The following is a 19003-nucleotide window of genomic DNA, read 5'->3' as shown; positions in this document are numbered from 1 at the left end:
GCGATGGTGCGGGTATATCGTTTGATTTGAAAAGACCGATCCCTCGGTTTCGGTGATTTCCGGTGCGCAGAGCGAGCATCGCATCGCTCCATTGCGCCCCGTCGGGCATTCAATGAGGACCGAACACATGCAACCACCTGGAGACCGCACCAGGCACGTCCATCGATCGCAGGTTGGTGACGTCCTACACAGGGCTTCGGGAATGCCCGAGACCGAGACGCTAGGGGGCTTGCAGGATCCGGAACTCATCCGACTCGTGAAGCTCGGCCTCATGTCCGCAGGCTCGGCGCACGACCTTTCGAATCTGCTGCAGGTGCTCGGCAGCGCCGTGAGGCTGATAGATCGGGCGTTGGACGCGGAACTGCGGGATACGCTCAGCCCGATCATCCGGGCGGCGCACGTGTCGGTCGAGCGCGCCTGCGATCTCAGTCGCGAGATCTTCGATGTCCGTGGATCGAGGGCGGCCGCCACTACCCCGACATCGATCTGTCAGAGGCTTGCGGAGGTCCAGGACGTGATCATCCTCGCAGCGGGGCCAGCCATCACGGTCGAGTTCCTGCTCGACGACGGTGTTCCGCCCGTCCTGTGCGATCCCTGCGCGTTGGAGAACGCAGTCCTCAATTTGGTCGTCAACGCCCGGCACGCGATGCCGGCCGGCGGCCGTCTGCGGATCGCGGTGTCGCAGGAGGCGGGGCTGACCGACGACGGTTTGCCCTGCGCTGTCCTGCGCATCGCAGACACTGGATGCGGCATGTCGCCGGAAGTCGCATCGCGCGTGTTCGATCCCTTCGTCACGACGAGATCGACCGGATCCGGGACGGGCCTCGGCCTCATGATGGTGCGGGAGTTCGTGCGCTCGGTGGGCGGTTCCGTCGAGGTGCAGAGCCGGCCTGGGCGCGGAACACTCATCATCATCCGCCTCCCCGCTGAAGTCCCTGGCTATAGGCCCTGATCGTGCCACCGCCGCGTCGCGTGGAGTGCTCAGCCGGGCTTTCGAAAGCGATGGACCGTCCAGGAAAGCAGCCAGCTCGCCAGCAGGATCACGACGACCGCGATTCCCAGGGTGTTCATGTTGCCCTCCAATAGTTGGGCCAGATGCGATGCGGCGCCATCTCCGTCCATCCTGTCACGTAGGAGGTTAGCGAGCTGAACGGCCCCGATCAGCAGGGCGACGGCCACCGAGACCAGCGTGATGGTCATGTTGTAGTAGATCCTGCGCATCGGCTTCTGGGACGCCCAGTCATAGACCCCAAGCATCAGAACCCCGTCCGTGGTGTCCATCAGCATCATGCCGGCTGCGAACAGGGCGGGGAGGACGAGGACGGCGCTGAGGGGTAGACCGTTCGCCGCCTGGGCCGCGGACACTCCGAAGATGGTGACTTCGGTGGCGGTCTCGAATCCCAGTCCGAAGAGCGCGCCGAGCGGGAACATGTGCCAACTGCGTGTGATCAGACGGAAAGCCGGTCGGAGCAGGCGCGCCAGCAGTCCTTGGTGGGCGAGCACGTCGCCGGAGCCGTGCCCGGCGACACGGCCTGCGCGGACGCGCCGGTAATCGGCATGAAGCGCTCTGAGTATGCCGAGGTTCATGGCCACCACGAATACGAAGAACACCATCGACGTCGCGGCGCTCAGCCTTCCGCCCACTTTCCCATACTGTTCGAAACTTCCGAGTGCGACTGCCAGGCTGGCCACCAGGATGGTCATCAGGCCGACGACGCTCGAATGGCCGAGCGCGAAGAAGAAGCCGACCGACACCGGCCGCCGCCCGTCCCGCATGAGTTTCCGGGTGACGTTGTCGATCGCGGCGATGTGGTCGGCATCCATAGCATGTCGGAGCCCAAGCCCGTAGGCCACGACGGCGACGCCCATCATCAACGGCTTCTCTGCGAAAGCGAGGAACGCCCAGATCCAGGCGCCACCGTTGACGATGGCGAGGACCGCGTAGATCGTCAGCAGCCGCTGCCGCAATCCTGCCCCGCGGGGGTGCGTCTCGGGAACGGCGCCGCCGCCCGAAGGACTTGTAGCTTCAAACACCTCCTCACCGCGGACCGGTTTCGGCCGCCTCAGCGACGATGGCCGCGACGGATTGATCCATACGCTCCAACACCTCGGCGGCGTCCACTTCCAGACCATGGCGCCGTCCGAGCCAGCTCGGCTCGTCGCAGGAGAGCCACGTGGCTCCTTCGTGGTCCTCCCACACCAAAATGCGCAGCGGCAGGTCGATCGCCATCGTGCGGGCGAGGCCCATCAGCGGGGTCCCGGCGCGGGGATCCCCGAAGACCACCACCTCAGTTGGCGGAAGCGTCAAGCCGGCCGCCTCAGCGGCGGCTCGATGATCGATGCGCGCGAAGACGTGCAGCCCTCTCCTGTCGAGCGCCAGCAGGACGCGCCGGACCGTTTCCACCCATCCGTGACCACTTGCGCGCGTGTTCAGACCTTCGATCATCGCCGTGCGTCCGGCGTCGACCCGACCGAGCGCCGCTCGACCTCCTGCATCCGCAAGGCCAGCTCCTCCGGCGACAACACGCACTTCTGGAAGAGGATGTTGGCGAACGCTGCGATCCACCGCTCGTAATAGCTCAGCTTGCCGATCATCTCGCTGCCGAGGGACTCGACGCCGCGCCGCTTCTCCTCGGTGTTGATGATCTTGTGGAAGTCGAGCACGTCGGCCAGGGCGTGGCACCGCTTCTCCCAAGGCGCCAGCTCGTGGTCGCGTCGGTCGACGGCACCGGCGGGGCTTCCGCCGACGTCGTTGGGGAGACGGGTCAGCAACTCCTCACTCATGACAGCACCTTTTCGAGTTCGGCATAGACAGGAACGACGCCGATCATCGCGTCGCGGGTGACGAGTGCGGCGAGGCGCTCCTCGCTCAACTCCTCGGTGCCGGGTGGTCGGCGGGGCAGCACGAGGAAGCGGACCATGGACGTCGAATCGCTGACCCGGACTTCGACGTCATCGGAGATGATGGTGCCGAACTCGGCGAGCACGGCGCGCGGTTCGGAGATGGCTCGAGCCCGATACGGCTTCTGCTTATACCAGTCGGGCGGTAGACCGAGGACCGGCCGGGGATAGCAGGAGCACAGGGTGCAGACGATCAGGTTGTGCACCTCCGCCGTGTTCTCGAGCACGATCAGCCCGGTGTCGTCGTAGAAGCTGATGCCCAGCTCCTCGCAGGCGGCACGGCCGTCGGCGAGCAGCCTTTCGCGGAAGGCGTCGTCGACCCAGGCGCGTGCGACGACCTTGGCGCCAAGCGCCGGGGTGCGCGAGTCCAGGACCTCGATCTGCCGGCGGATCTCCGCGGGTTGGATGAGGCCCTTCTCCGCCAGCAGTTCGCGGACGGCGATTTCCATGATCTCGTAATAGCCGGGAGGCTGATCGTCCTCGTCGGTCGGATGTTCGTGCGGATGGTCGTGTGGGTTCATTTGCGGATCCCTTCCAGCCAGGTCTCGAAGACCTCGATCTTCAGCGTGTCGTGGGGTGACGCCGCATATGCCGGCCAGACCTCCACCATGGGCAGCGAGAGGCGGTAATAGTGACGCTTCCGTCCGGCGTTCCGGCCGAACCCCTCCTCCTCGTTGTTCAGGCCGGGGGGCTCAATCACTGATTCGACCGACGCCGTCTTGCCCCGCAGGTAGGTCGGAACACGGTAATGGCCGACGGGGCGCCGATCGAGGACCCGCACCCGGTCGCCCGGCCCGAAGATCGGTGCTTCCCCGTCCGCCAGGACGATGCCCGCGAAGTTGGGCTCTTCCTCAGTTCCAGTGTCCATCGACGCTCTCCGTTCATAAGAGGCGTTTTGACACCGGCGCACGATCGACCGCTTTCAGAATCGCACGTTTATCGGCGCCCGGTCAGGCAATCGGAATCTCGCAACGTCTAACGCGACGGCGGCGGGCGGGAGCTGCATGTTGGCCGCACCGCCGAGGATGGGCCGTTTGGCTCCGCCGTGCGGGCGCCTTGGCAACCTCGTGGAAAGAAGGAATTGGAGATGCGCGGATTGATGACTATCATCGCGGCGATCAGCATCGTTGGCACGGCAGGCGCGGCCCCACCGGGAGACGCCTCGAGCGCCCGGAAGTCGACCACCATCGTCCTGGTTCATGGCGCCTTCGCCGGCTCGTCGAGCTGGAATTCGGTCATCGCCAAGCTTGCGCGGGACGGATATCCGGTGATCGCGGCCGCCAATCCGCTCCGCGGGCTCAAGACCGACGCCGACTACGTCGCGCGCATCGTGCGCGACGTGCGTGGACGAGTGCTCCTCGTCGGGCATTCCTACGGTGGCGGGGTGATCTCGATGGCCGCCGAGGGCAGCGACAACGTGAAGGGCCTCGTCTTCGTCGCTGGATTCGCGCCGGAGGCCGGCGAAAGCGCCGTATCGCTCGGCAACCAATTCCCGACCGGGACGCTGGGGCAGACGCTCACCCCGCCGATCCCCCAGGCTGACGGCTCCAAGGACGTCTACATCGCGCAGGAGAAGTATTGGAAGCAGTTCGCGGCGGACGTTCCGGCGGCGAACGCGGTCCAGATGGCGGCGACGCAGCGGCCGATCACCGTGGGCGCCTTGGGCGAGCCCGCTGGACCGGGCGCCTGGAAGAAGCTCCCATCCTGGTTCATCTGGGGATCGGCGGACCGGAACATCCCGCACACGCTTCACGCCTTCATGGCGAAACGCGCCGGGGCAAAGGAGGCGGTCGAGGTCAAAGGCGCCTCGCACGTGGTCATGATCTCCCACCCCGATGAGGTCGCCGCCATGATCGAACGGGCCGCCGCGGCTCCGTGAATGGGATGCCCCTCGGGATCCTGCCCCACCGCATATCTACGCACGAGGAAATCATGCAGCGTCTGATCACCCCCTTCGGATTCCATTCTACGGCCGCGGAAGTCGCGGGCGGCATTGATCTCACTGGCAAGCGGATCGTCGTCACCGGCGGCGCGGCCGGTATCGGTTTGGAGACCGCACGCGTTCTGGCCGGTGCGGGCGCCGAGATCACCCTGGCCGTTCGGCGTCCGGAAGCGGTGCGTCCGGTGGTCGAGGAGCTCCGCAGTTCCACCGGCAACGAGGGGATCGAGGTGCGGCCGCTTGACGTGGCGGACCTGCGTTCGGTTCAATCGTTCGTGGACTCCTGGTCCGGTCCGCTCCACGTCCTGATCAACAACGCCGGCGTCATGGCCGTGCCGGAACTCGAGCGGACGCCGCAGGGGTGCGAGCTTCAATTCGGCACCAATTACCTCGGTCACTTCGCCCTGGCGCTGGGGCTGCACCGCTCCCTCGCCGCGGCGAACGGCGCCCGCGTCGTATCGGTCAGCTCAAGCGGGCACTTCTTCTCTCCCGTCATCTTCGACGACCTGGGGTTCGACTTCATTCCCTACACGCCCATCGGTGCCTATGGGCAATCGAAGTCCGCGACCGCGCTGCTTTCAGTTGGCATCACCCAACGATGGGCCGACGATGGCATCCTGTCCAACGCGCTCAATCCGGGCGCGATCGCGACGGGGCTCCAGAAGCACACCGGCGGCCTGAAGACCCCCGTTGAGCGCAGGAAGACGCCAGAGCAGGGCGCTGCGACGACCGTCCTGCTTGCGGCGTCACCTCTGCTGGAAGGCGTGAGCGGCCGCTATTTCGAGGACTGCAACGAAGCGGAACAGGTCGCCAGGCGTCCTACGGACTTCACGGGTGGCTATGCCGCCTACGCGCTCGATCCCGACAATGCCGCCCGGCTGTGGGACGTTTCGCTGCGGCTCATCGAGGCTGCGGGCAGATGAGCCCCGACCATACCCAACGCGTCGGATTCGTCGGATTGGGCGATCAGGGCGGTCCGATGGCCGTTGCGATTGCGGAAGCGGGTTTCCCGCTTCATGTCTGGGCGAGGCGGCCGCAGTCCTACGAGGCCCTGTCCGGCGTCAAGTTCGAGCGGCACGGCGATCTGGCTTCCCTTGCTGGGAGCGTAGACTTGTTGGCGCTGTGCTTGCGGGACGATCAGGACATCGACGATCTCATGGATCAGCATGGCTTGCTCAACGCGCTTCGGCGAGGCAGCACCGTCGTGAACCACGGGACGGGAGATCCTACGGAGAACGAGCGCTTCGCGGTGGCGTTCGCGGTCCAGGACGTCACCTTCCTCGACGCTCCGGTCAGCGGCGGGCGGCCCGGTGCGATCGGACGCACGCTTACGACGATGGTCGGCGGCGACCATGGCGCGTTCGAACGCTGCCGGCCGGTGTTCGACAGTTTCTCCCGCAAGGTCGCCCACATGGGCCCGGTCGGGAGCGGACAGCTCACGAAGCTGCTCAACAACGCGCTGACGATGACCAACCTGAAGAACGCGGCCGATGTTTTTGGCGTCGCGAGCCGGCTTGGCATCGACCTTCGTCTCCTTCAGGATGTGATCGCCGTGAGCAGCGGATCGAGCGCCATCCTGCAAGCGATCGGCACTCACATCGACGCGACGGCAGCCGCGCATCTCCAGTCCCTCATGCGGAAGGACATCGAGCATTTCGCCGATGCCGTCCGAGGCCGTGGGATAGACCCGTCGGAGCTTCGCGACAGGGGGATCGGCGGTGCCGGGGAGGTGGTCGATCTGGCCACCAAGCTGGAACGGTCATAGACGCTTGCAAACACAGATGTCGGAGCCGCTCGTGACCTCCATGGTCATGCCGGGGCAGCGCCCATTCGGCGACACGGCCCGCCCCGCGAGGGCACCCCGCGATGACCCGGGCGACGTGCGTCATTCAACAAAGGAACATCTCATGACCAAGGTACTCGTTCTCTATTATTCGTCTTACGGCCATATCGAGCAGATGGCTGATGCGGTTGCCGAAGGTGCGCGCGCCGGTGGCGCCGAGGTCGATATCCGCCGCGTGGCCGAGACGGCGCCTGCCGCCGCCGTCGCTGCTGCCGGGTTCAAGACGGATACCGCGCATCCCGAGATCGAAAGCGTCGAGGCGCTGGCCGATTATGACGCTATCATCATCGGCGCGCCGACCCGCTTCGGGCGCATGCCTAGCCAGATGGCGTCGTTCCTGGATCAGGCCGGCGGCCTGTGGTTCCGCGGCGCGCTCAACGGCAAGGTCGGCGGCGCGTTCACCTCGACCGCTGGCCAGCATGGTGGTCAGGAGACGACGCTGTTCTCGATCATCACCAACCTGCTGCATTTCGGCATGACGATCGTCGGGCTGGATTATGGTTTTCAGGCGCAAATGGGCGTCGATGTGGTCAAGGGTGGCTCGCCTTACGGCGCGACCACGATCGCCGATGGCGATGGCAGCCGGCAGCCGAGCGCGAGCGAATTGGACGGTGCCCGCTACCAGGGCCAGCGCATCGCTGAAGTGGCGGCCAAGCAGATCGCCTGAGACCTCGATTTGCGGTTTGAAACGGCCGGTCGGGTGCCCGGCCGGCCGTTTCACATGTCGGGCAGACGGGGGAAATAGAGCGGGAAGGCGGGCGGGGCGGCGTCGTCACGAAACGTGGCGACTTAAGCTATCTCCCGGGAATGGCCGGATACCGGGCGGCGGCGCGGGCGGCCACCGCGAGTGCGGCGGCAGCGCCCGGCGCTTTGGCCGATGTGCCGACCCAGCGGCAGTGCAACGGTTCCCACGACATTCCCCGCCCCCCGAGACCCACGTCTTAAATATCGCGAGCCAGCTCGGGATGGACCTTCCGATGCTTCAGGATGTGATCGGAGCCGGCCGCGGATCGAGCTATCCTGCGAGCGATCGGCACCCAGATCGATGCAACGGCGGCCGCACATCTCCAATCCTCATGCAGAAGGACATCGAGCATTTCGCCGGTGCCGCCGGAGCTCGGGGGATCGGCCCTTCGGCGCCCCGGCATGGAATCGGAGGTGCCGAGGGGGCGATCGATCTCGCCATTTAGCTGCAACGGCCATCGACGGCTGCAGACACAGATTTCGGAATGATGACCGACGCCGAGCCTCTGTCGGGCGCTGCTTCCGGTTCGGCGGCCACCGACTGCACGAGGCTCCGAAACGGCCGATACGCTACTTGCCTGCACTTGGAGGCGAACCCCGGGCGGCGGCGTTGGCGAACGTCGTCGCCCACAGCGACCTTCCATCCCGTAAAGCCATCCGACGATCTGCAATCAGAGCGTCAGCGACGCCTTTAGTCCGAAGATCACCACATCCCGAGCCTCCTTGAATCCGCCCGGATTGGCGACGTATTGAAGGTTTGGCCGCACGGTCAGCCAATCAACGAGGTGTAGGCAATAGGCGAGCTCGGCAGCGTATTCAGCGTCTGGTCTGGGCGAACCGGGCGCGAGGCTCGCGAGCGCGTTTGCGTTCACATTCGTTCGCGCGATCGCGATCGTGACCTCATCATCGGGGCGTAGCTCGAGGGCGCCTTTATAGGTCGCCCCCGCGGCGACCTGATTGTCGGTCACTGTCGTCCGACGGTCGGTCTGGGTGACGTTGAGGAACGCCGAGAGCCCGCGCTTCGTCCTGGGCCCATCGGTCCCATCGTTCACGCTGCCGGTCAGCTGCTGCTGGAATTGTGCGTATACTCCATACCGACCTTTCCGCCTCAACGGTGCGAGCCCGGTGACGCCGCGCGGTTGGGCGTTGACGTCCAGTCCCACGTCGTCGGCGGTGGCTGTGTTATACCAGGCTCCGATTCGGTAGCTGCCGGGAAGGCCCTTTGGGCCATGCCGTGGCGTATGGCCGACCTCCAGGGGCACGAGAACGCCCTTGGCGCCGTGAAGGTACCCGATCGTGAACGTGTTATCGAGGTTGCGCGGGTTCACCTCGTAGGCGCCCGCCATCGCGTAGAAGCGATCGTTCCTCACCCGAAGGCGCGCGCCCCACTGGCTTACGGGCCAGTTGTACCAATAGTCTCCAGCCACGTTGCCCGGCGGGGACCCGCAGAAGCTCAGGTTTTGGAGATCACAGGAGAAGGCGGCGAAGTCCTCCCCTTGGGTGAGCCTCCCAACCTTGAGGTCGGCATGTCCCCCGGCGAAGCGATGCTGATACCAGAACTGGGTCAGCCGCCAGGTTTGACCGCGTCCGTAGACCTCCTGCACCTGCTGAAGGACCTTCAGCCCCGCGGCGGCCCCGAGGTCCACGCCGCGGCGATATGTGACCGTCGCCCGAAACGTGCCGCCGGCGAGCCCGGCGATCTTCTCCGTGTCGATGGTGGCCGAGACCGCGAACTGCCCCGTCTCCCGAACGCGTTCACGCTCGCCGCCCCGCACGTTCCACGCCGACTCCGAGACGTATCCCGCGGCGAGGTCGACGCCCTCTTCGCGCAGGCGGGGCCGCAGCCCGCCCAACTCGCCCAAGAGGTTCCCGGATGCATCCATGCCGTGCTGGTGATGGATGGGTCTTTCCTCCATCCGGGCAGCAGGTCCGCTCTGTGCGAAAGCCGGGAGCACGAGCGACGGCTCCAAAGCCGAGATCCATATCACGGTGAGAGCGCGCATTGTTCCGTGCGGCATTCATCGCCTCCTCGAAAGTACGGCCACTCAGGGCAGGGCGTAGGCGATCACGTAGTCACCGAGTTTGGTTCCGAACGAGCCGTGGCCGCCGGCTGCCGTGACCACGTACTGCCTGCCGTCGTGCGCGTAGCTCATGGGCGTCGACTGTCCTCCCGCCGGCAGGCGTGACTGCCAGAGCATCCTGCCGGTGGTGACGTCGAAGGCGCGGATGTAGTTGTCCATCGTCGCGGTGAGGAACGTGACGCCTCCTGCGGTGGCCATCGTTCCGCCGAGCATCGGCATGCCGAGTTTGAGCGGCAAGGGCACGACTGAATCGCGTGTCGTGCCGACCTTGTGCTTCCAGATGATCTTGTTGGTGTTGAGATCGATCCCAGCCATGTAGCCCCAGGGTGGCGCCATGCAGGGGAAGCCAAGCGGCGACAGGAAGGGGTGGAGCTGCACGCCGAAGGGCGCTCCATACATCGGCTGGACGCCGGTTTCGCTGCCGGGGGGATGGGTGGCGTTGGGTGCGGCGGGATTGTTCGGTCCCCGCGGGATCAGTTTGGAGACGAACGGAAAGACGATCGGGTTGGCGATGGCCACCTGGCGGTTCGGGTCCACCGCTATTCCGCCCCATTCGAACATGCCGACGTCGCCCGGAAAGACCAGCGTCCCCTGCAGGCTCGGCGGGGTGAACGGGCCCTCGTAGCGTAGGCGTTTGAACTGGATGCGACAGACGAGCTGGTCGAACATCGTAGCGCCCCACATGTCGGCGTCGGTCAACTTCTTCTGCGGCTGGAAGGTCAAGTCGGAGAAGGGTTGCGTGCGAGACAGGCGATCGCCGGGGGCAGGGCCCTGCGGCACAGGTCGCTCAGGGGCGGGGACGATCAGCTTTCCCGTGCGCCGGTCGAGGACGAAGATGTTTCCCGATTTGGTCGGCACGTAGATCGCCGGGATGATGCCCTTCGGCGTGCGCAGATCGAGCAGACTGGGCTGCGACGGCAGGTCCATGTCCCATAGGTCGTGGTGGACGGTCTGATACGACCAGACACGCTTCCCGGTCGCTATGTCGAGCGCGACCAAGGAGCTCGAATAGCGCTCCATCACCGGCGTTCGGTTGCCGCCCCAGATGTCGGGCGTCTGGTTCGCCATCGGCAGATATACGAGACCCAGCTTCTCGTCGGCGGCGGCTATGGACCAGCTGTTCGGCGAATTCGGCGTGTATTGATGGGTGGGCGACGGCAAGGCGTTCTCGTCCTCCGCGCCGGAGTCCCAGGCCCAGACCAGCTTGCCTGTGTGGACGTCGAAGCCCCGAACCACGCCCGAAGGCTCGTTGGTCGAGTAGTTGTCGACCACGGCGCCGGCCATGATGACCATCGACCGGGTGACGACCGGGGGCGAAGTCCCTTCGTAGAAGCCTTTGTGCTTGACGGTCATGCCGTCCTTCAGGTCGATCTGACCACGTTGGCCGAAGGCTTCGCACGGCTTGCCGGTCGCGGCATCCAACGCGAACATCCGCCCGTCGTTCGTCGGCAGGATGATCCGCCGCGGGCATTCGGCCGGCGCGGGCGTGCCCTCCGTGGTTCGGGCGCCCGCCATCGTCGCATGATAGGAGACGCCTCGGCAGGTGAGGTGCTGGAAGGTCGGGTCGTCCTTCACCTGTGGGTCGAACACCCACTTGGGTTTGCCCGTCGCAGCATCCAGCGCGAACACCTTCTGATGAGGCGAACACAGATAGACGCTGTCGCCAACCTTCAGCGGCGTAACCTCATCCGTGGTCTCGATGGAGTCGTTCGGGCCCCTGGTGTCGCCCGTCCGGAACGTCCAGGCGACCCGGAGCTTCGCGACGTTCGCCGGCGTGATCTGTTTCAACGGCGAGAAGTGATCGCCGGCGCCCGTCCGGCCGTAGGCATGCCATTCGTCGTCCGGCACCACGACGGCGTCGGTCTGGGGCGGTGCGCCTACGATGGTGGTGGGCAGGCTTCCGGCGAGGTCGTCGGTCGTGTTGGCGACCGCTATGCCGACGACCGCCAGCGAGGCGACGAGGACGCCGACGAGCGGCGTCCGCCATGGCCGCTCCCGGTCTGGGAACGATCTGACCACCCACGGTGACAGGAGCCAGAAGCCGAACGGAACGAGGATGTCGCCACGTGGCGCCAGCAGCCAGAAGTCGAGGCCAACCTCGAAAAGCGCCCACGCCATCGTGCCGAGCACGATCGCCGCATAAACGGGATAAGCGAGGCGGTGCCCGCTCCATAGCAGCAAGCCGTTCACCACCAGCGCGAGGCCGGTGATCAGGTAATAGATCGATCCACCGAGCGTAACGAGCGAAGTTCCGGCCGCTGTCAGAATGAGGCCCATGCCCAAGCAGGAAAAGGCCGAGATCAGAGCCCATGCGCCTGGGCGGGCGAGTTCGCGCTCGACGTGTCCGGGCGCCGCTTGGGAGACTTCCACCGATCGTCACCTTCTCGCGTTGATGGGGGTGAGTGGTTCAGGACCGTGCGACGACCGAGACGTGGAAGACGTTTTCGAGCATCGGAGAAACTCGCGACGCGGCCAGATCGCGACCGCTATTGCAGTCGTCCGCATACGTTCTGGTGCGGGATCGGCATCGAGGCGCTCGTCGGACCGGTTAGTTGGTGGTCGATGAGTTCCGGAGCCTAAGTTCCGGCTTGGGCGGGAGCGAGTTCGGAAAGGCCATATTGGCTCGCTATCATTCCAAGGACTTCGGCCTCCGGCTTTTCGCGAACGGCGGCGACGAGGGCTTCGGCGTCCTTGCCCACCACATAGCGGAGTCGGGGGGTGTCATCGCTGGCGGCCCCGAAGATGGCGTCAGCGACCTCCTCGGGACTGACGAGCTCGCCTGACCCGATTATCCGATCACGGTTCGCGGCGATCTTTCGATAGATTTGCTCGTAGGCGTCGATGCCGCCTCCTGCGGCGGATCGTTGGTCGGCGACTTCGTGGAAGCCGGTATCGACGCCGCCGGGCTCGATCAGCTTCACCTGCACGCCGACGGCCCGCAGTTCATACCATATGGATTCGAAGAAGCCCTCAAGCGCGAATTTGCTCGAGATATAGAGCTCGGATGTAGGAAGGCCGGCCTTTGCGCCGGCGGAACTGGTGACAGCACCAGTCCCTTCCGCCGCGATCGGAACTCCGGGAGCACCGCGCGCAGAATGTTCATCGCCCCGAACACGTTGACGTCGAACTGGTTCTGTATCTGCTCAGGGGTGATCGCTTCGAACGCGCCATATTGGCCGTATCCCGCATTTGAGAGCAGTGCGTCCACTTGGCCGAACCGTGCGGCGGCGGTGGAAACGGCCTGCGCACATTGCGCTGGGTCGCGCACGTCGAGCGGCAAGATGATCAGCTTTTCGGACTCGGACACGCCATGCGGCGCCGAAAGGTCGGGCATCGTCGCGACGACGTTCCAGCCTTCGCTTTCGAACTTGCGCGCCGCCGACCGGCCAATGCCGGAAGAGGCACCAGTGATCAGTATCGTATCAGTCATCTTGCCACTCCTTCGGTCGGCGCGCTGTCCTAGCGCTGATCCTTCTTGGGCAGGATACGGGGATTCCTGCAGCGGGCTTGTGAGGACGACGGAGGGTTCGTTAGTTGTCGCGAGCGTCGATCGTGAGCGCTCCATCGTCGGTCTCGGTCTCGGTCTCGGTCTCGGTCTCGACGCCGCAGAGCTAGGCGTCTCGCGTCTGCCCACGTGCATCGTGCCCGCGACCAACAAGGTCGGACGGTTGCTCTCGCAACACGGACCCGCTTCGGGCGCATCTTCGCACCGACGCCGCTGTCGGGTCGCCATTGGCGAACGGCGGCGTTTGTGCCGCTCCGGACTTCATCGTGGCTTCCGGTCGGTGCGGCGTGGGGAGGGGCGAGGTCGACCTTCGGGGATGGGGAGCACCGCCAGCTCTGCGTCCCGTGCCGGACCGGCTGTCGTGGAATTTTACGAGCAGGACGGTCTCTTTTAGTATCGCGTGGCCATTTGTGGTCACGCCGGCAATCAGGACCTCGCAACGTCTAACGAACATGACGACGCCGGATCGCATAGGTGCGTGAAGAGTGAAATGGGCCGGCAGCGGTCCAGTCGCAAGGAGCTTCCATGTCGCGGGTTCTAGATCGCCGCCAATTGCTGCGCGGCGCCACTCTTGCGGGAGGCGGCGTCGCGCTGTCGGCGTATATGCCGGCATGGGCGCAGCCCGTGTCCGCCGGTATCGGAAAGGCTCTCCCCACCGTGTCGGGCGAGGACATCCGGCTTCGCGTCGCACACCAGATGATGACGGTCGACGGGCGGCAGAGCCATGCCATCGGCATCAACGGCACCGTGCCGGCCCCGCTGATCCGGCTGCGTGAAGGTCAGACCGTTCGGTTGCATGTCGAGAACGGTCTCGATGAGCAGACGTCCTTACACTGGCATGGCCTGATCGTGCCGTTCCAGATGGACGGCGTGCCCGGCGTTTCCTTCCCCGGGATCGAGAAGCGCACGACCTTCACCTATGAGTTCCCGATCGTGCAGGCCGGCACCTATTGGTATCACAGCCACTCCGGGTTGCAGGAGCAGACGGGGCTTTACGGCCCGATCGTGATCGACCCCAAGGGCGTCGACCGCATCCAGGCGGATCGGGAGCACGTCATCGTGCTGTCCGACCACAGCCAACTGAACCCGCACCGCATCTTCATGAAGCTCAAGAAGCAGGCCGGCTACTTCAACCGGCAGCAGCAGACGCTTGCCGGGCTGGTCAAGGGCGAGGATCAGCCGCTCGAGGATCGCCTCGATTGGGGCAAGATGCGCATGGACCCGACCGACGTCGCTGACGTGACGGGGTCGACCTATACCTATCTCGTCAACGGACACGGTCCGCAAGACAATTGGACTGGGCTGTTCAGCCCCGGCGAGCGGGTGCGCCTGCGCGTCATCAACGCGTCCGCGATGACCACCTTCAACGTCCGAATTCCGGGCTTGAAGCTCAGCGTCGTCCAGGCGGACGGCGTCAATGTCCGCCCCGTCGAGGTCGACGAGTTCCAGATCGGCGTGGCCGAGACCTACGACGTGATCGTCGCCCCAGCGGACGAGCGCGCGTACACGCTGGTCGGCGAGAGCGTCGACAGATCCGGCATGGCGCGCGCGACGCTTAGCCCCCGCGCAGGCATGGCCGCGGAAGTCCCCCCGCTGCGCAAGCGCCCCATCGCCACCATGAAGGACATGGGGATGGAGATGGACATGTCGGGCGGCGGTACGATGCAGGGCATGGACCACAGCACCATGCCCGGGATGGATCATGGATCGATGGCTACGGCCGGAAAGCCAGCCGCTGCGATGGATCACTCGCAGATGGCTCATGGTGCCGCCGGTGCCGGCGCAATGGCCGGCATGGATCACGGCGCGATGCAGTCGGCGGCTGCCATGCCGGGAATGGCGGGGGCTTCGGATGCCGCAGGCGGTATGGCGGCGGCCGGCATGGCCGGCATGGACATGAACATGCGCGACTTCTCACATGCGCCGGGCGTGAAGAGGGGGCCAGGGGTCCAGACCATCTCGCCGATGCCGATGGATCGCACGGGCGAGCCCGGCCAAGGGTTGGAAAACGTCGGGCACCGCGTGCTGACCTACCGCGATCTGGTCGCGGTCGATCCCAATCCCGATCTGCGAGCGCCGTCGCGCGAGGTGGAGATCCACCTCACCGGCAACATGGAACGCTACATGTGGGCGCTCGACGGCGAGAAGCTGTCCGAGGTGAAGGCACCGATCCCGTTCATCGCTGGAGAACGCGTCCGCGTCACGCTGGTCAACGATACGATGATGGGTCACCCCATCCACCTGCACGGCCATTTCTTCGATTTGGTTACGGGGCATGGCGCTTACAGCCCGAGGAAGCACACCGTCATGGTGCAGCCGGGCGGCAAGGTCAGTTGGGACGTGACCGCCAACGAGGGCGACTGGGCGTTCCACTGCCACCTGCTCTATCACATGCATGCCGGCATGATGCAGGTCGTCCAGGTTCGTTCGGCGAAGGGAAACGCGGCATGAAGGCGCTGCTTCTCGCCGGGATCGGCGCTCTGGTCTCCGCGGCGCCGGCGACGGCCCAGATGGACCATTCGATGATGCCGGGAATGAGCATGCCGAGCATGAAGATGCCGGCGAAGAAACCGGTCGCGAGATCGAGACCCGCTACCAAGAAGGCGTCGGTCCCGAAGGCGGTTCCCGGAAAAGCGCCAGCGGAGCGAGTCACCGGGCCTGCCGCCGATGCGCACGCCGGAAACGCGGTGCCCGGCATGGACATGAGCGGTGCGAACGCGCTCGATCCTCACGCCGGCGACGACATGCCGCAAATGCCGGACATGAACTCCGCCTCCACTCCCGCTACCGCAACAGGCGAGCGCGCCGGGAATGACATGTCGGCGATGCCCGGCATGGAGATGGCACCCGGCCAGGGCGTGCAGCATGACATGTCGTCGATGCCGGGGATGGCGACGGCGCCTGCCGGCACCGACCTGCAGCCGGGCGACGCTCCCGCGCCTGCCCCTTCCACAGCGCTCGCCGCGTCCCGCTATTATGGCGAAGCGGCCACGAACGAAGCCAACCGGAACCTGCGCCGCGAGCATGGCGGAATGACCTACTACCAAATCCTCTTCAACCTCGCGGAATATCAGGCGCGTAGCGGCGGGGATGGCTATCGGTGGGATGGCGAGGCCTGGATCGGGGGCGACGTCAACCGCCTCACCCTGAAGAGCGAGGGCGAAGGCACATTCGGCGAGCCGCTCGAGGCAGCCGAGGTGCAGGCACTCTATAGCCGAGCGATCGACCCGTACTGGAATCTTCAGGCGGGTGTCCGCTACGATTTCAAGCCGAACCCGTCGCGCACCTACGCGACGATCGGGATCGAGGGCCTCGCTCCCTATTGGTTCGATGTCGAAGGTGCGGTGTTCCTCTCCGACCAAGGTGACGTTCTCGGTCGAGCCGAGGCTTGGTACGACGAACGGGTGACGCAGTTCTTCGTGCTCCAGCCTAGGGTGGAAGCCAATTTCGCCGCCCAGGACGTGCGACGGGACGGCATCGGGTCGGGTCTCACCGACCTCGAACTCGGGCTGAGGCTGCGATATGAGAGGTCCCGCGAGTTTGCGCCTTACATCGGCGTTTCATGGGAGCGGCAATTCGGCGACACCGCTCGCTTCACGAGGTCACGTGGCGGCGACACTGGCGGTTTCAGCTTCGCCGCTGGCGTGAGGATCTGGTTCTAAGCGACCGCAGGCTCCCGCGTTCATGTCGCCGCTGGTAGGCTTGCGCCAGTTGGCGCCGATCATCGATCTTTCGAGGATCGGGTCACCCCGCGAGGCCCGGAGCACGACCGGCTGTTGCGGAACGCCTCTATCGAGACGAAGGACGTGACGTCGGCGTTGAATGGCTTTAGCAGACGACGAAGCGCCTCCCGGTTCTCTGGATTCTCGTCGATGATGACGATGGCGGGCTTCCGGGTGGCGCAAGGGATGTCGAGCATGTGACCGGTCCGCTCGGAAGGTCCTGCCGCCGCCTCAACTTGGGCGTCGTCGGGAACGAAAAGGTAGCCCCTGCCTGTTATGGTCTTGATCCGGTCGCGTTCCTCGCCGAGCGCGCGGCGCAGGCTTGTGATCTGGAAGCGCAGATTGCTCTCGTCCACCGTGGTGGTCGGCCAGACGTATTGCATGATCGCCTCTTTGCTGACGATCGTCCCTTTCGATGCTAGAAGGAGGATGAGAAGGTCGAAGGCACGCGCTCCGAGGTTTACGGCATTTCCGTTGAGAAGCAGCGTCCGAGCGCTGGGAAGGGCGAGGTATCCACCGAACGCCATCGAAGCCCCGCCATCAGGGAGCTCGCTTTCCGGCGGGGTTGGGCTGAGGTGGAATTTCATAGGCTGAAACGTGCCATTGTACATGTCGACCTCCTACGAGTTATCGTATCCTTGGCCCAGTTCGGAAGGGGTTCACCTGCTGCGGTTGCAGCTACCAATCTGGATCACGGCGGCCCTACTCTGCGGCCGACGGCCCCGTTCCCAAAGTTATGCGTTGTTAAGCGGTGTTACGCGCCTTCAAGCACGCTTCAGCGTGGCATAGTGATCCGTACGTGCCGCCCCCCTCGCTTGTTTACGCGCAGTAGCAGGCGACGGCGATGTGCCAGCGCCGCTAGCCTTGTCGAGGCTAGCGGCAAGGACGCTGTTCGTGTCCATTGTTAGCGAGCCAATCCAAGCTGCCTTAGCGATATCGCGTGTGCCGCCGGTCACTGTACCGTGATCGCGCCGGCCTTCGCGTGCGCAGGCTCATGGTCGTGGGCCGGATGATGTAGCCGTTCGGTAAGTCGCCTCGGGACCCACCGCTGGCCAACGGGAGACCGTCTCGCCGTTGGGTTTCACGGACATCTCGCCGAGGTGGCAGCGCTGGTGGCGAAGCCGCGTATGGCGAGATACGTTGCCGGAGGATGTCACTGGCGAACGTCGGGCGAGTTGTTCCATCACATCCGAACCGTCTCACGGCGAATGTCGATACAGCCAACAGCGGCTCGATGATGCTGCGATGGCGAAACCGCACGTACGACATCGCCACCAGGCGGATCACTTCGGGCGACGAGCCGAAGCAGCGAAAAGGGCTGGCGGGGGTTCGGGCGGACGGCGCATGCGGATCGGTCTACCCCGACCGGCCTGACGATTGGCAACTTCGCTCCTGGAGGGCCGGTTTATGGGGCGACTGGGCGTCGGCTCAAAAGCGGCGCTAGTGTGAGGTTGGTCCGCCCCCGCCGCCCGCTTGACTGTCATGGAAAGCTTCGACCGAACCGAAGGACAGGACGTATGCGTGGATCGGTTGCAGCAGGCGGTGCAGGGCCGCCCGATTGTCCGGGTCCTCATCGATTATCACTATGGCTGGCATACGGTCCAGATAGTCGATGTTGGGAGTGCGCGCTGCGCGGTAGTGTGGTCCTTCCAACGCTGTCTTGGTATCTTGGGGATCGAACAGATAACCCCTGCCCGTGACCGTCTTGATGCGATCGCGCTCCTCTCCGAGCGCTCTGCGGAGGCAGGTTATCTGGAACCGCAGATTGCTTTCATCGACAGTGGTGGTCGGCCACACGTGTTTCATGATTGCCGACTTGCTGACGATCTTCCCTTGATGAGTAAGCAATAGGACGAGGAGATCGAAGGCGCGGCCTCCCACGTCGACTACTTGCCCCCGGCAGACGAGTGTTCGCGAACTTTGCAGGACCTGGAAGTGGCCGAATCGGGAGATTCCGTCGCTGACCGGCGGCTTGCCGATCTCCCCGATCTTCTCCAGCAAGGATGGCGGTTGCGAGCCCGCTACGTCAACCAAGTCGGTCATGGTATGCTCCTCCTGCCCGACATCTAGCGCCAACCCGGGTGAAGCAGGAGCCTGGATGGGGTATGCGGCAGCTGCACATTATGGCGGAGCGTCGTTCACCCTGATGGTCCTGCGCTCCAACCGGACTGCGTCTACCGAAAAGGCGCCGGGACCCATCAGGACGACGGACGAGGTCGCAAGGACCGCCGCTATTTCGGCGAGGTTCGTGGCCGGGTCGATCCCGGT

The 19003-nt window shown here is 65.1% G+C and carries 17 protein-coding genes and 1 pseudogene; 7 read left to right on the top strand and 11 right to left on the bottom strand.

Going from position 1 to position 19003, the window contains the following annotated elements; translation table 11 throughout:
* Nucleotides 1-202 precede the first annotated feature (202 nt).
* Nucleotides 203-952 (top strand): two-component system sensor histidine kinase NtrB, encoded by a 750-nt coding sequence (locus U1739_RS05945; protein WP_332705060.1) that lies wholly within the window; start codon nt 203-205, stop codon nt 950-952.
* A gap of 29 nt (nt 953-981) precedes the next feature.
* On the opposite strand, the gene U1739_RS05940 is transcribed toward U1739_RS05945, so the two are convergent.
* The 5 genes from U1739_RS05940 to U1739_RS05920 form a co-directional block, all read right to left on the bottom strand.
* Complete coding sequence (locus U1739_RS05940) at nt 982-1968, bottom strand: HoxN/HupN/NixA family nickel/cobalt transporter (protein WP_332705057.1); 987 nt, start codon at nt 1966-1968, stop codon at nt 982-984.
* A gap of 70 nt (nt 1969-2038) precedes the next feature.
* Nucleotides 2039-2446 (bottom strand): DUF302 domain-containing protein, encoded by a 408-nt coding sequence (locus tag U1739_RS05935; protein WP_332705054.1) that lies wholly within the window; start codon nt 2444-2446, stop codon nt 2039-2041.
* Nucleotides 2443-2784: a hypothetical protein gene (locus U1739_RS05930; protein WP_332705051.1), complete on the bottom strand. Its 342-nt coding sequence runs from the start codon at nt 2782-2784 to the stop codon at nt 2443-2445. The genes U1739_RS05935 and U1739_RS05930 overlap by 4 nt, the downstream gene beginning before the upstream one ends.
* Nucleotides 2781-3422, bottom strand: a complete 642-nt coding sequence (locus U1739_RS05925; protein ID WP_332705048.1) for a nitrile hydratase subunit alpha — start codon at nt 3420-3422, stop codon at nt 2781-2783. Before U1739_RS05925 ends, U1739_RS05930 begins: the two co-directional genes overlap by 4 nt.
* Nucleotides 3419-3769, bottom strand: a complete 351-nt coding sequence (locus tag U1739_RS05920) for an SH3-like domain-containing protein (RefSeq protein ID WP_332705045.1) — start codon at nt 3767-3769, stop codon at nt 3419-3421. Before U1739_RS05920 ends, U1739_RS05925 begins: the two co-directional genes overlap by 4 nt.
* Before the next feature lie 231 nt (nt 3770-4000).
* Between U1739_RS05920 and U1739_RS05915 the strand changes: the two genes are divergently transcribed.
* The 4 genes from U1739_RS05915 (at nt 4001) to wrbA (ending at nt 7350) form a co-directional block, all read left to right on the top strand.
* Nucleotides 4001-4780, top strand: coding sequence for an alpha/beta fold hydrolase (locus U1739_RS05915; RefSeq protein ID WP_332705042.1), 780 nt, complete (start codon nt 4001-4003; stop codon nt 4778-4780).
* A 53-nt stretch (nt 4781-4833) separates the two neighbouring features.
* On the top strand, nt 4834-5763 hold the full coding sequence (locus U1739_RS05910; protein WP_332705039.1) for an SDR family NAD(P)-dependent oxidoreductase: 930 nt from the start codon (nt 4834-4836) through the stop codon (nt 5761-5763).
* A complete protein-coding gene (locus tag U1739_RS05905) occupies nt 5760-6605 on the top strand; it encodes an NAD(P)-dependent oxidoreductase (protein ID WP_332705036.1) in 846 nt (281 codons plus the stop codon). The genes U1739_RS05910 and U1739_RS05905 overlap by 4 nt, the downstream gene beginning before the upstream one ends.
* A gap of 142 nt (nt 6606-6747) precedes the next feature.
* Nucleotides 6748-7350, top strand: a complete 603-nt coding sequence (gene wrbA / locus U1739_RS05900; protein ID WP_332705033.1) for an NAD(P)H:quinone oxidoreductase — start codon at nt 6748-6750, stop codon at nt 7348-7350.
* Between the two features lie 748 nt (nt 7351-8098).
* On the opposite strand, the gene U1739_RS05895 is transcribed toward wrbA, so the two are convergent.
* The 4 genes and pseudogenes from U1739_RS05895 to U1739_RS05880 all read right to left on the bottom strand — a co-directional run.
* Entirely contained in the window at nt 8099-9445 is a 1347-nt protein-coding gene (locus U1739_RS05895) for a carbohydrate porin (protein WP_332705030.1), read from the bottom strand.
* A gap of 27 nt (nt 9446-9472) precedes the next feature.
* Nucleotides 9473-11878, bottom strand: coding sequence for a glucose/quinate/shikimate family membrane-bound PQQ-dependent dehydrogenase (locus U1739_RS05890; RefSeq protein WP_332705026.1), 2406 nt, complete (start codon nt 11876-11878; stop codon nt 9473-9475).
* Between the two features lie 206 nt (nt 11879-12084).
* Nucleotides 12085-12576, bottom strand: a complete 492-nt coding sequence (locus U1739_RS05885; RefSeq protein ID WP_332706551.1) for an SDR family NAD(P)-dependent oxidoreductase — start codon at nt 12574-12576, stop codon at nt 12085-12087.
* Nucleotides 12567-12938, bottom strand: a pseudogene (locus tag U1739_RS05880) (SDR family NAD(P)-dependent oxidoreductase); the annotation flags it as partial. The pseudogene U1739_RS05880 and the gene U1739_RS05885, both read right to left, overlap by 10 nt.
* A gap of 600 nt (nt 12939-13538) precedes the next feature.
* Between U1739_RS05880 and U1739_RS05875 the strand changes: the two are divergent.
* Nucleotides 13539-15464 (top strand): copper resistance system multicopper oxidase, encoded by a 1926-nt coding sequence (locus U1739_RS05875; RefSeq protein WP_332705023.1) that lies wholly within the window; start codon nt 13539-13541, stop codon nt 15462-15464.
* Nucleotides 15461-16675: a copper resistance protein B gene (locus U1739_RS05870; protein ID WP_332705020.1), complete on the top strand. Its 1215-nt coding sequence runs from the start codon at nt 15461-15463 to the stop codon at nt 16673-16675. Before U1739_RS05875 ends, U1739_RS05870 begins: the two co-directional genes overlap by 4 nt.
* A 59-nt stretch (nt 16676-16734) precedes the next feature.
* Here U1739_RS05870 and U1739_RS05865 read toward each other — a convergent pair whose 3' ends face one another.
* Both U1739_RS05865 and U1739_RS05860 read right to left on the bottom strand, forming a co-directional pair.
* The gene (locus tag U1739_RS05865; protein WP_332705017.1) at nt 16735-17346 is read right to left on the bottom strand and encodes a winged helix-turn-helix domain-containing protein; all 612 of its coding nucleotides are present in this window, start codon (nt 17344-17346) and stop codon (nt 16735-16737) included.
* 829 nt (nt 17347-18175) lie between these two features.
* Complete coding sequence (locus tag U1739_RS05860) at nt 18176-18778, bottom strand: winged helix-turn-helix domain-containing protein (protein WP_332705015.1); 603 nt, start codon at nt 18776-18778, stop codon at nt 18176-18178.
* Nucleotides 18779-19003: the final 225 nt, after the last annotated feature.

It is taken from the genome of Parasphingomonas puruogangriensis, assembly GCF_036663635.1.
GTDB lineage: Bacteria > Pseudomonadota > Alphaproteobacteria > Sphingomonadales > Sphingomonadaceae > Sphingomonas.
Note: the sequence above shows the minus strand (reverse complement) of the source record. Positions and strands in the feature narration are given on the sequence as shown.